The following is a 12,352-nucleotide window of genomic DNA, read 5'->3' as shown; positions in this document are numbered from 1 at the left end:
CCTCTCCTCCTATATCTCTTCATCGGAATGTACTATAATTACATTCTTTATCATTCTTACCGAGCTCGCTGCGCGTCCTCCCTGAAGAACGGCTGTGGAATCATCTGCGTCATCGCTTCTAAGTACGTCCGTTGCTTCCTCATCTGCGTCATCGCTTCTGAGTATGTCCGTTGCTTCCTCGTCCGCCTCATCACTTCTGAGTATGTCCGTTGCTTCCTCGTCCGCCTCATCACTTCTGAGTATGTCCGTTGCTTCCTCGTCTGCCTCGTCATTTCTGAGTACATCCGTTGCTTCCTCATCCGCATCTTCTCTGAGGATGTCTGTCGCCTCCTCAAAGCTGCTGCCATTGATGTCAAGATTCTCTTCGTCTTCCCTCAGAATATCTGTTGCCTCCTCGGCATCATCGCGGAGAATATCAGTTGCAGTCTCGCCTTCATCCTCCAGTCTCTTTTTCCCGAGATCAGCTATCGCTTTCTCGTAATTTGCCATTCCCTTCTCAGAATGTTTTTCGGCTGCAGTTGACTTTACATCCCTTACCGAAATTCTGGATGTATGGTTCTTGATCGCCTCCTGTTTGGAGGCACCGCCTCCCTGTACACTCTCATAGCCCTTCTCCTTGATCTCATCGATCTTCTTACGGGCTGTTGAGCCTGTGGCAATTCCCACCGCCTTCGGTATCTTTAACACAAAGAACAGTACCACCGCCACAATAGCGAATACGATCGCAAGTGCCAGGCCGCCATATAACATTACATTATAAACTGTTGCCATAACCTTTCACTCCTCCCTTACTCGCTCGTTGACCTTGAACTGCCATTTACTATGCTCTTAACTGTCAGGTCATTGGATAACGACTGCCATCCCTGCTTAAGACCATTTGCAAGTGCCGGAACTTTGTTACCGTTCTCGTACACTTTCCTCACAGCCCTTGTGGCACTGGCATTCCATGCTGCCGAATCGCTTCCAAATTTATTCGAATATCTATCGACCAGATAACTCAGATGGCTTACGTACACGACCGCTGCGTTGTCATCGGTTCCAAGTGTAGTCTCAGCGTTGCCATATATTCTCTCTGCCTCATCATAGTAGCTGTCATCGCCGCTGTTCTCTGCCATCTTGATATAAGTCTCAGCCTCGTTCACCGAGTATTCTGAATATGCTTTCTTGGATGTCTCTGTCGCATTCTCGCCCTCTATATCCAGACTGTTCAGATAAAGCGCTGCACTGTTCGCCGCAGAGTTGTAATAATGTAACTGCTGGCCCGCATCATCCGCATTCTCGGCAAGTTCTGTATATACCGAGTACATAACTCCTGAATACTGGCCATTGTAGTATTTTACGCCTCTGTCCGCCGGGAACTGGCTGTTCAGCACCTCTGCGTTGTCGTCCAGGTTCTTCATCGCCTCATCCATCAGCACCTCTATTCTGTTCGCAAGCTCCGGATCATTGGATATCTCGCCAAGATATATGTAAGCTATGTTGAGGTAATTGGTGTATTTGTCAGGATTGGTGTCATCTATGTTGTCACTGTTGTAATCCTGGAATGCAAATATATTTTCCTTGTTCGTATCAAAGCTTGCTGACTTGTTTATCTTGCTGTCACATATCGCAGCGTAATACTTTGCCTGCTTTGCCTGATCCGGGAAGTCCTTGCTCTCATCAACCATATTGAAATATTTCTTGGCCGCACTGTAGTCCTTGACCTCGTCGTAATACAACATGGCTATCTTGAACTTTACGTCGTCCTTTATCTCGTCCTTGTTCTTAAGCGCAAGTCTTATTCCCTTTTCTGCCGCCGTCTCGGTGTTGGCCGAAGTGTTTCCATCGTCCTCTGTATAATAGTAAGCATATGTCTCCATGTAGCCTATATAGGCATCCGATGCGGTTGGGTCTATGTCGACAGCCGCCTTATAGCACTCAAATGCCTTGTTGTAATCGCCCTCGTCGACTGCATCCCTCGCCTCGTTGACCTTGTTGTTGTAATCAAGATCCTTGAGCTGGCCTTTCTTTACTCCACCTATCACAGCACAGCACGCTGAGAGTATCGATAATCCCGCAACCACTGAGAACGCTGCTATCTTATGCTTTGCCTTTGCCTTGTATGCATCGTCTAGCTCGTTGTAGTGATCCAGCGCATACAGCAGTTCTGAACAAGACTGATATCTGTCCTCAGGACTCGGCTGACAGCACGTCTGTATAATTCTCTCAAATCCTGATGAGAGCATCGGATTCCACTGTCTGATAGGCTTTATCTCGTAAGGAGGCTCACATGGATTCTTGCCGGTAACAAGGTGATAGAGCGTTGCTCCCAGATTGTAAATATCTGTTCTTGCATCCGTGTTGTAGATTCCATGTCCCTGCGCATCACCGAACTGCTCCGGTGCCGCATAGCCTCTTGTTCCAAGAGCCGTGGTATCCGCATTGTTCTCCACTATGTATTCCTTAGCCGTTCCAAAGTCGATAAGCTTTACCGAGCCATCCGGCTTCAGCATGACATTTGAAGGCTTCATATCTCTGTATATGATCGGCGGATTCATGGAATGCAGGTAGTCAAGTGCACTGGCAAGCGCCCTGCCCCATTCGATTACCTTTTCCTGTGGCTGTGCTCCCTCCGCCTTGAGCACATCGCTGAGTGGACGTCCTTCTACGAAGTCCATGACAACGTAGATCGTGCCATTCTCATTGATGATATCAACGATTCGTGGCAGTACCGGATGATCCACATCCTTGAGGATATTTGCTTCTCGCTCCAATCCCTTTAAGAGTGTGGCTGTACTCTTGGAGCCATCATTCTTGATCTCCTTTACAGCCCACTGTTTATTAAGTCGGTTATCCATGGCAAGATAAACTATTGACATACCACCCTGACCGACTTTTTTAAGTATTTCGTATTTTCCGTCTAATACCGTTCCTAACTCTGTCATATATCGATCCCCATTACTCCGATTTAATAAGCACTACTGTTACATTATCCGTTTCTTTTCTGTACTTCACAAGCTCTGTGAGGAACTCACAGCCCTCCTTCATCTTCGCCTCGTCGACGCATGTTCCCGGGCCAAGTCTCTCTATCATCTCCTGAGGCGTTATCTTATGTCTGAATCCATCAGAACACAGCATGTAATGCGCTCCGGGAGCTGCCTGCCCAACTACGAAATCCGGTTCCACCACAGGTGAAGCTCCGATACACTGGAGAAGCACGCTTCGTCTGCTGTCCGTCTCCGCCTGCTCCGGTGTAAGTCTTCCCGCTGCGATCTCCCTTGCAACAAGCGTCTGGTCTGCGGTGAGCTGCCTTATCCCTGAAGTGATCTCATACACTCGGCTGTCTCCAACATGGAGAATGTAGTACATTTCTCTGTATATGAGGATCGCAGAAATGGTCGTACCAAGCATAAATCCATTCTGCTCGCCATACGCCTTGATCTTCTCATTCTGCTCCACGGCAAGTCTTATCCACTGGTATCTCAGCAGCTCTTCACTAAAGCTGTTGTTGTCAACCATCTCAACAAACTGTGTGTCAAACCAGTTGCAGAAAGCTGTTATGACTTCCTTGCTGGCGACCTCTCCCTTTGCCAGACCTCCCATGCCATCACATACGAGGGAGAACACGACCTGTCCATTTGGAGTATCCGCTATCTTGATCGCCAGCGAATCCTGATTTGTCTTTTTCTTTATTCCTACGTCTGTATTGTATACTGCGCTAAACCCCATATACATTCCTCCCAATATTTATGTCTCAACTTTCGTTGCGGATATTCTATCTAATGTGATAGACAAGCTCCTCGTCCCCGAGTATAACGATCGCATTGTTCGTCAGGAACTTTTCTTCGCCCGCCTTCAATTCCTCTCCGTTCACAAATGTACCATTTGTAGACTTGTTATCCCTGATGAAGCACACGCCATTTCTCTTGGTGATAACACAATGAACTCTGCTTATAGCTGAATTGTCAGTAATCGCATAGTCCACAAGTCTTGCCTTATGTCCGATCTTGAACTCTGCCTTGTCCAAGCTTATTCTCTCGCCCGTCTTCACCCTAAGGAAATATGGTGCCGGTGCTCCATCAAATGGATTGCCCTGCACTGGCTGTGCCTGTGGCATCGGCGGTGTCTGTGGCATTGGTGGTACCGGCTGCATCTGCGGCATTGGTGGCACCGGCTGCATCTGTGGCATTGGTGGCACCGGCTGCATCTGTGGCATTGGTGGCACCGGCTGCATCTGCGGCATTGGCTGCGCCTGTGGCATTGGTGGAATCGGGTTTCCTCCAAATGGGTTGCCCTGCATTGGAGGTATTGGCTTTATCTCCTGTGGCTGTGTTTCAACCGGCTCTGCTGGCTCAGGCTTGACATCCTGCGGCTCTGTCACAACAGGCTCTACAACCTCCGGCTTGGCATCCTGTGCTTCTGCTTCAACCGCCTCATCATTCTCCGTTTTATCACCCTGCGGCTGTGCTCCAGCCACCTCAGGCTTAATTAGCTCCTCCATCGGTGGCACGTCTACCGGTGGCATTCCATTTGATCCCATTGGGCCGTTTGGTATTGGGCCATTCGGTCCCATTGGCGGCATGCCCATCGGTGGCATTCCGTTTGGCATCTGGCCATTTGGTCCCATCGGCGGCATGCCCATCGGTGGCATTCCGTTCGGTGCCTGTCCATTCGGTCCCATTGGGCCGTTTGGCACCTGTCCACTCGGCCCCATTGGCGGCATGCCCATCGGTGGCATTCCGTTTGGCACCTGGCCATTTGGTCCCATTGAGCCGTTTGGCATCGGACCGTTTGGTTCCATCGGCATCATGCCCATTGGCGGCATTCCGTTCGGAACCTTGCCATTCGGCATCTGACCATTTGATCCCATCGGGCCGTTCGGTCCCATCGGTGGCATTCCCATCGGTGGCATTCCGTTTGGCATCTGGCCGTTTGGTCCCATCGGCTGTGCATATCCATTCATTCTCGCATTATTTCTCATAACCTCGAGTCTGCTCACCTTAGGTGACTCACCTCGAAGTATGTGGCTGTTGCCACCCTTTGGAGCATTTGTGGAAAGCTCCTTCATCCTGTCTATCTCAGCAGCGTCTATGCCTGCTTCTGCAAGCATCGCCTTAACCTCGTTCTTCATGTCCGAGTTTGAAAATGTACCTCTCATATTCGCACAGTTTATAAGGCGTGCTACGTAATTGTCATTGTCATTCTCTGAGTATCTCGCATCAACTATCACCGACTTCACAAATGCTCTGACATCGTTGAGATCTGTCACTTCCTTCTGTACCGGAGCAACAATAAAGCAGACATCGTATGTCTCAGGCGATACAAATACACACTGCTCGTCCCTTGCAACATAGCTGAGCGAAACCATATTCTTACCAAACATCTCCAGTGCATGCAGAATGTTGTACAGAAGTGTGAGTATCTCCTTCTTGTTCATCTCCTGTCTCAGTATCTCCGCAAGAGGCTTCTTGTCATCGATCTGATAATTGAACACCCTGACTCCGGCATTCTCCTGCATGTCACACGGTGCCATCTCAGGCATAGATCCGCTTCTGCTCATATCATACACTTTAGCATCTATCACATCACTGATATCCAGACTGTAACTCACTCTGTAAGTTTCCCCCGCCGGAACTACAACAACCTTTTCTCTGTTCATTTTTTCAATCCCTTTCGTCTAAATCCGCATATTTTCCGTCAAAAATTATTCCTTCATTCAAACACCAAAAGCAGGTATTGCTACCTGCTCTTGTCCCACATCGTGGGTGGTGTATATTAACTTAATTTGAAGATAAAGTCCTCTCCACCGATGCTTATCATGGCATCGTTTGAAAGCTTCTGCTCTGCATTCTCATCCAGGCGCGCTCCGTTGAGATATGTGCCATTTGTCGCCTTGTTATCCTTCAGATAACATCCATCCTCTCTCTGGTAGATGATGACATGTACCTTGCTGATGGCCCCATTACCACCGACATGGTAATCAACACCTCTTGCCGCCTTTCCTATCTTGAACACAGCCTTGTTGACCATAACTCGCTCGCCTGTGTTGACACGGACTATATATGGCATAGCCTTTGGAGCGTTCCTGTTAACCGCTGCCTTCTCAGGTTCGGTATCCTTAACTACGTTCATTCCTCCGGTCAGCTCAACAGTGCTTCCTGTGCCCTTCTGCTCAGGCTCCTCTGCCTTCTCCTTCACCGGATCCATATTCGTCTCAGGCTCCGGCTGGTCACCGTCCATGAACTGTGGTGCAACTATCTGTTCTGTAGGGTTATCTATCTGAGCTTCCTCTGTCTCAGCAACCGCCTTCTGTATGATCTTCGCACGGTTGATCTTGATATTCTTAACAACAGGTGGATTATCCATAGGCTCGTCCGTAGATATCAGAACCGGCTTCTGCTCATTCTTCTTGTCAAGCTCAACCTCCGTAACTCCATCGGCAGCCTTTGCAACCTCTGTAAGTCCTGATGGCTCATGTACTGCCATATCTGATGTGAGAGCCTCTGTCATGCCCTCCTCGTCGTCCTCTTCTTCCTCATCAAGGCTCTCATCTAACTCGAGCTCCTCAAGAACGCTGTCATCAAATACCGACATATCTATCTCGCTTGATACATTCTCTTTCTTCGTCTCATCCGAATCAAGATCAAGATCCTTGAATATCGCATTCGCTGCGGCCGCCTCGTCGCTGATCTCCTCTACCTCATCAAGCTCGTCTTCCTCATCATCGCCAAATGATACGTCCTCAAACTCAGGCAGATCATCCATACTTGTATCAGATGCCACCGTGTCAACTGAAGACTGTGAAACCGACATATCTGATCCTATATCAACAAAGTTCTCCTCCACCTGCATTCCTGCAGACTCCATAAGCTCTGTGAGCTGTGCATAGAAGTTTCTCACTGTGAACTTGTCTGCATTCAACAGATTGAGAAGCTTTGCCACATAGTTGCAATCCTCACTGTCATCATAAATAACGCTCGTCAGCAAGTCCTTTACGAACATCCTGAATTCGGCATTGATATTGGCTTCTGACTCAACTGGAACACATAACATCCCAACATCGTATGTAACCGGATTAACATATGTAAACTCCTTGTGAAGAACCACATATGATGCCGGTATTCCAAGATCACGTAAATTAACTATACCAGAAGCTACCCCTCTGATTATCCCCAATATCTTCTCAGCATTTACCGTATTCGAAAGGAGTGCGTCAACCGTTGTCCTGCCTGTAACGTTATATGTAAGATAATCGTTCTCATCATCCTCTTCATAAATGATATCAATGAGCTCAGGAATCCGGTTCTCCTCCAGATAATCCAATAACTCCTCGTCAAACTCACAATCATCATTCAGAATATATGACAAATATTTCTCAGAGCCGATATTTCTTACCTTGAAACTTATTTTCCTCATCAAATATTCCTCCTATCGCACCTCCATAAGCGCATAACTAGATGCATAAAAACCCAAAATGGTACATACTCCTTTATTATATATAAAAAGTCTATATATCGCAAGCAGTTTATACCCTTTTAGATAATTTTCGCTATATAATTTTGTCTATATTTTTTTACTCTGAATCAGTGCTTTCATCGGAGCCATCTTCTGATCCATCACCCTCTGTAGCTTCCTTTTCCGCCTTGGCTGCATCAGCCTTTTCTATGTCAGCAAGATGTCCCTCGTATGTCTTATTAAAGATACATGCTCCCTGGCTCTCATCTGATGTCAGGTAGTAGTAGTAATCATGCTTAACCGCATTCAGGACACCCTCTATGGATGCCTCGCCCGGATTACATATAGGGCCGACAGGAAGTCCTGTGTACTTGTAGGTATTGTACGGTGAATCAACCTCCAGATCATCATATGACAGTTCTGCCTGATTGTACTGACCGTCAGTCACAACATAGAGAACAGATGGATCTACCTGAAGAGGCATGTCATCATTCAATCTGTTGATAAATACTCCCGCAACCATCGCTCTGTCTGAATCCAGCTTACACTCTTTTTCAACTATGGAAGCCATGGTGAGAACCTCAAAATCTGTATATCCAAGCTCCTCCGCCTTCTTCCTGAAGTCATCTGTGTAAATGCTGTTAAACTTGTCTATCATGTCCTGTATGAGCTCCTTTGGAGTCATATCGGCATATATGTCATAAGTAGCAGGGAACAGGAAGCCCTGTAATGCGTACTTGACTTCCGATGAAGGTATCTCAAACGGATACTCAAACTCTCCCGACTTGCACGCCTCAAGGAACTCCTTTGCAGAGCAGAAGCCCAGCTCCTCGCATCTGTCAGCGATCTGTTCAACCGTAAATCCCTCCGGAACCGTCAGTGTGTATTTTACCTCTCTGGTCGACTCCACGTAACACAGAGTCTTTATCATGTCCAGTGTCGACATACCTGTTGTGAGTGTGTAGGTACCAGGCTGAAGACTGTGGCTGTACTGTGAGCCTGTCATTCTGAGCTGGAATGCAAGCTTGTACTTTATAAGCCCCGCATCCTTAAGTATAGATGCTGCCTCCTTGACAGATGTATCCTCAGGTATTGTAACCTCGATCTTCTCTCCGCCGCCGGCACTGTAGGTGCCCTCGTATTCCTGCATAAATCCGGTATACGTCTCCTTAACCTTGTATACACCGAACAGCACCAGACATACCGCCAGCGCTATTATAATAACTGGTCTTGCTATGTTTCTCCAATCCATCTCTTTCTCCTTCTGTATCTGCAAATTTCATTTGCCTGTTCTGTTAACTGATGTTATCATTACCCTATCTTATACCAAGAAAGGAATGATATACATGGCAAATCCAATAGTTACTATCACTATGGAAAATGGCGATGTCATGAAAGCAGAACTCTATCCTGACATTGCTCCAAACACTGTAAACAACTTCATCTCACTGATCAAGAAAGGCTTCTATGACGGAATAATCTTCCATCGTGTAATAAAAGGCTTCATGATACAGGGTGGAGACCCTCAGGGAATCGGCATCGGCGGTCCTGGATACTCAATCAAAGGTGAATTCTCACAGAACGGATTCAAGAACGATCTGGCCCACACTCCCGGAGTGCTGTCAATGGCCCGTTCCATGATGCCTGACTCAGCAGGTTCACAGTTCTTTATCATGCATAAGACATCTCCTCATCTGGACGGTGCTTACGCTGCCTTCGGTAAGGTTATCGAGGGACTTGACATCGTAGACAAGATCGCAAATGTGCCAACTGATTACAATGACAAGCCTCGTCAGGAACAGAAGATGAAGACTGTAACAGTCGAGACCTTCGGTGTTGATTATCCTGAACCTGTAAAGGCTTAATTGAAAGTATTATAACCCATATAGCAGTTTTTGAAAACACTTATAATTCTTCTTACAAAAAAATAAACATCTGCCCTGCGATCCCAGGTATACAGGAGTTCGCAGCAGATGTTTTTTTATGTTCATTTATTGTACTATCCTTCCATCCTTCATCTCATATATCTCATCGCACAGATATTCCAGCTCCTCCCTGTCGTGGCAGGCAGTGATTATAAGACTTCCTCCATCACGCAGCTTCAGCAGCTCCTTCTTTATGTTCTCTACAGACTCTTCATCAAGTGCGTTGATAGGTTCATCCAGCACTATGACATCCGGCTCTCCCATGATTGCATTTGCTATGCCAAGCTTCTGCTTCATTCCAAGGGAATACTTTCTGTATACCCTCTTATCATCCGGATCAAGACCTGTCCTCTCTATGGCATATCTGACATCGTCATCACTGATCCCTCCCATGAGCTTTGCCAGAAGCCTGAGGTTCCTGAAGCCTGTGTACTGAGGCAGAAATGACGGATTCTCTATCAGAGCACCTATACTCCGTGGAAACTTTATGTCCCTGTGGAGCTCCTCATCATCTATATATATGTGTCCTCCATCAGGTATGAGCAGACCACATATAGCTCTCATAAGCATTGTCTTGCCACAGCCATTCTTTCCACGGAGTCCATATATCCTGCCCGGAGTCATGGTCAGACTGATATCATCAAGTATGACTGAACCCTTTATCTTCTTATTCAGATTTTCTATCCTTATCTCGCTCATATGTATTCTCCTATCAGATTATATCCTTATTATCAAAATACACGATTCCTCCTGCAAATGCAGTGATCAGCATACCAGCCGCAAGCACCACTCCACTCATGGGATTAACCCCATCTGCCACTACATATGACACTCTCTGCCACATCGTATAATTTCCCGACAGATACCATACAGTATAGTATGCCGACAGAACATACACTCCACACACCGCTGCAAAGCTGATAACCGGCGTGATTATAAAACCCGCCAGTACCTGAAGCTGGCTTATCCCCAGCGTTACCAGCATCGGTATAAATAATGTTATCAGAAGCAGATCTGCGGCACTAAGATTGTATGTCTGCGGAGGATACAGCCGTGTTGTCAGCGCCGCCGTCATATCCATGGTCATATCTGCCCCATATGCCGCCGCCATTAAATATATCGTCAGCACACATACAGCAAAATACATTACCACAGCCACCGTACAGTATATGAGCTTGCTGACCCACCAGCTTCTTCTGCTTCCGGACGCAAGGCACACCACTCTCGCATTTGCGGCGAAATCATCACTGGAATAATATGCCAGGAAATAGGCCAGGCCTATCTGGAACGCAAACCAGTATATCGGTATGTAAAATACGCTCCTTGGATCAAAGTAATACACCTCCATCCCCTTCATCGCAAACAGAAGATAGTCCGCAAATGTTCCGTTGGTCAACAGGATATTCCCATCTGCAAGCTCGATAAGATATGCGTGGAGCTCACGTGTCTGCGACACCGCAAACAGTAACGGCAGTATAAAAAGAACACATCTCCTTAATATTCCATTTTCCATATCTCTTCCGAGAAGTCTCAGAGTCCTCATTCCCGCATCACCTCATATCTGTCCACCACATACATTCCTTTTTTATCTGTATTTCCTTCTTTCATAGAATATCCCTTCTTCTGTGCCATATGTATATAAGAACGAGTGCCGCTGCACTCACCGCAGCATACATCGTCACCATCTGGTACCTGTATGTAACCACATTCTGCAGTGGATTGACCATCTGCATGGCTGACCAGGTTCCAATCCCACGTCCCTCAAACATCACACCGGTAAATACATACAATGCGAACGGAGCCATTATCGTTGAAAATCTGCTCCCGCACCACCTCGCAAAGCACATAGCCACAAGACCTGTTATCCCTCCAAACACTGCATCGAGCAGCGTAAACAGCAGCGCATAGCACACAGGATGCTCTGCAAATATTCTCGGGAACATGTGGCAGTCTATAATTCCTGCATACAAAAATGTCAGTTTTTCCGGTCTTTTATCCGGATATATCCCCGCAGCAATGAACATGGCTATGAGCAGCGGGCACGCCACGGCTGCCGCTCCCGAAGCCGCCACAGCCGCTTCCTTTGCAATCATATAGCTTAAGCGGGACGTCTTAATACATATACTGCTTTCATATCCGGTTTTTTGATCCTGATAACACGACCCCGCATACGGAAAACACGCAATCAGTGGCAGCAGTACGTAAAACAAGCTGTTGTATGCAAACTGATAGTCTGTCCCGATCCATGTCTGGATCAAAGCCCTGCCTCTGTTAAATCCATACTGGCTGACATTAAGCCATATGTCCGCCAGCCCAATCAACGTTCCCAGAGCTACGCTTACTGCAAGCCACTTATTTCTGAACGCTCTGGTCATTTCAAATCTTAATACTCTCATATCTCAACACCACTTCATTCAATATCCAGTCTGATCATCAGCTTATCAGGTTCAAGGGTGAGTACATAATAGAAGCTCTCCCGCTCCAGGTTATCCCACGTATCCCTGCTAAATGACACCCGCGCCAGACTTGTCACATACCATATATCCTGATTCATTCCGGGCTCCAGATCATTACTTGTAAACGTATTCAGTTCCCGGCCAGAATACAAATTCACCGAACTGCACCATGTCTGTGACTCAAAGCCACACTCAGTCGCCGCCATCACAGTATCCCAATCGATCGGTTCTTCAGTTGTATTATCTACATTCAGGCGTGTACAGATAAACCGATCCTCCGGGCTCAGCACATCCACACTGTCCACATTAAAACGTGCTTTATACTCATCTATACTGTATATGCGGGTCTCCCTGCATTTTATAAGCAATCCATCCACCGATACATTCTCAGCCGCTTCTACAACTCTGGTGTCATCACTGTACGCCCTGTTAACGCTGAATATTCTTCCGCACCACAAGGTGACTGCACACAAGCTCACAACACCCAATGCCATCAGAACACCTCTCCTCATGCATATACCTCCACAAAATCTGATT

11 protein-coding genes are annotated in these 12,352 nt (G+C 47.0%); 1 reads left to right on the top strand and 10 read right to left on the bottom strand.

All coding sequences use genetic code 11. The features are described from left to right. Window positions 1-9: 9 nt before the first annotated feature. From GT575_RS03465 to mltG, 6 genes are all read right to left on the bottom strand, one after another. The gene (locus GT575_RS03465; protein WP_015534338.1) at window positions 10-771 is read right to left on the bottom strand and encodes a hypothetical protein; all 762 of its coding nucleotides are present in this window, start codon (window positions 769-771) and stop codon (window positions 10-12) included. Window positions 772-788: 17 nt separating this feature from the next. Then, window positions 789-2,924, bottom strand: coding sequence for a serine/threonine protein kinase (locus GT575_RS03460; protein WP_015534339.1), 2,136 nt, complete (start codon window positions 2,922-2,924; stop codon window positions 789-791). Window positions 2,925-2,937: 13 nt separating this feature from the next. After that, window positions 2,938-3,708: a PP2C family protein-serine/threonine phosphatase gene (locus GT575_RS03455; RefSeq protein ID WP_015534340.1), complete on the bottom strand. Its 771-nt coding sequence runs from the start codon at window positions 3,706-3,708 to the stop codon at window positions 2,938-2,940. Window positions 3,709-3,754: 46 nt separating this feature from the next. Beyond that, window positions 3,755-5,638 (bottom strand): FHA domain-containing protein, encoded by a 1,884-nt coding sequence (locus GT575_RS03450; protein WP_161171486.1) that lies wholly within the window; start codon window positions 5,636-5,638, stop codon window positions 3,755-3,757. Window positions 5,639-5,754: 116 nt separating this feature from the next. Further along, complete coding sequence (locus GT575_RS03445; RefSeq protein WP_161171485.1) at window positions 5,755-7,395, bottom strand: DUF6382 domain-containing protein; 1,641 nt, start codon at window positions 7,393-7,395, stop codon at window positions 5,755-5,757. A gap of 157 nt (window positions 7,396-7,552) precedes the next feature. Beyond that, complete coding sequence (mltG, locus tag GT575_RS03440) at window positions 7,553-8,686, bottom strand: endolytic transglycosylase MltG (protein ID WP_161171484.1); 1,134 nt, start codon at window positions 8,684-8,686, stop codon at window positions 7,553-7,555. 94 nt (window positions 8,687-8,780) lie between these two features. Between mltG and GT575_RS03435 the strand changes: the two genes are divergently transcribed. Further along, entirely contained in the window at window positions 8,781-9,299 is a 519-nt protein-coding gene (locus GT575_RS03435) for a peptidylprolyl isomerase (RefSeq protein ID WP_015534342.1), read from the top strand. A gap of 126 nt (window positions 9,300-9,425) precedes the next feature. Here the strand turns inward: GT575_RS03435 and GT575_RS03430 are convergent, their stop codons facing one another. From GT575_RS03430 to GT575_RS03415, 4 genes are all read right to left on the bottom strand, one after another. After that, complete coding sequence (locus tag GT575_RS03430; RefSeq protein ID WP_117875331.1) at window positions 9,426-10,058, bottom strand: ABC transporter ATP-binding protein; 633 nt, start codon at window positions 10,056-10,058, stop codon at window positions 9,426-9,428. Window positions 10,059-10,071: 13 nt separating this feature from the next. Then, complete coding sequence (locus tag GT575_RS03425) at window positions 10,072-10,902, bottom strand: hypothetical protein (RefSeq protein ID WP_117549805.1); 831 nt, start codon at window positions 10,900-10,902, stop codon at window positions 10,072-10,074. Window positions 10,903-10,963: 61 nt separating this feature from the next. After that, the gene (locus GT575_RS03420; protein ID WP_015534349.1) at window positions 10,964-11,755 is read right to left on the bottom strand and encodes a hypothetical protein; all 792 of its coding nucleotides are present in this window, start codon (window positions 11,753-11,755) and stop codon (window positions 10,964-10,966) included. A gap of 14 nt (window positions 11,756-11,769) precedes the next feature. Further along, window positions 11,770-12,327 carry a hypothetical protein gene (locus GT575_RS03415; protein ID WP_015534350.1) on the bottom strand — a complete coding sequence of 186 codons (558 nt, stop codon included), beginning with the start codon at window positions 12,325-12,327 and terminating at the stop codon, window positions 11,770-11,772. Window positions 12,328-12,352 lie beyond the last annotated feature (25 nt).

It is taken from the genome of Coprococcus sp. BIOML-A2 (assembly GCF_009875795.1).
GTDB lineage: Bacteria > Bacillota > Clostridia > Lachnospirales > Lachnospiraceae > Coprococcus > Coprococcus aceti.
This window is presented reverse-complemented; position numbering and strand designations above follow the sequence as displayed.

Excerpts from the sequence above, each read along its gene's own strand:
- GT575_RS03465 (WP_015534338.1), bottom strand. The coding sequence starts at position 771 with ATGGCAACAGTTTATAATGTAATGTTATATGGCGGCCTGGCACTTGCG.
- GT575_RS03460 (WP_015534339.1), bottom strand. The coding sequence starts at position 2,924 with ATGACAGAGTTAGGAACGGTATTAGACGGAAAATACGAAATACTTAAA.
- GT575_RS03455 (WP_015534340.1), bottom strand. The coding sequence starts at position 3,708 with ATGGGGTTTAGCGCAGTATACAATACAGACGTAGGAATAAAGAAAAAG.
- GT575_RS03450 (WP_161171486.1), bottom strand. The coding sequence starts at position 5,638 with ATGAACAGAGAAAAGGTTGTTGTAGTTCCGGCGGGGGAAACTTACAGA.
- GT575_RS03445 (WP_161171485.1), bottom strand. The coding sequence starts at position 7,395 with ATGAGGAAAATAAGTTTCAAGGTAAGAAATATCGGCTCTGAGAAATAT.
- mltG (WP_161171484.1), bottom strand. The coding sequence starts at position 8,686 with ATGGATTGGAGAAACATAGCAAGACCAGTTATTATAATAGCGCTGGCG.
- GT575_RS03435 (WP_015534342.1), top strand. The coding sequence starts at position 8,781 with ATGGCAAATCCAATAGTTACTATCACTATGGAAAATGGCGATGTCATG.
- GT575_RS03430 (WP_117875331.1), bottom strand. The coding sequence starts at position 10,058 with ATGAGCGAGATAAGGATAGAAAATCTGAATAAGAAGATAAAGGGTTCA.
- GT575_RS03425 (WP_117549805.1), bottom strand. The coding sequence starts at position 10,902 with ATGAGGACTCTGAGACTTCTCGGAAGAGATATGGAAAATGGAATATTA.
- GT575_RS03420 (WP_015534349.1), bottom strand. The coding sequence starts at position 11,755 with ATGAGAGTATTAAGATTTGAAATGACCAGAGCGTTCAGAAATAAGTGG.
- GT575_RS03415 (WP_015534350.1), bottom strand. The coding sequence starts at position 12,327 with ATGAGGAGAGGTGTTCTGATGGCATTGGGTGTTGTGAGCTTGTGTGCA.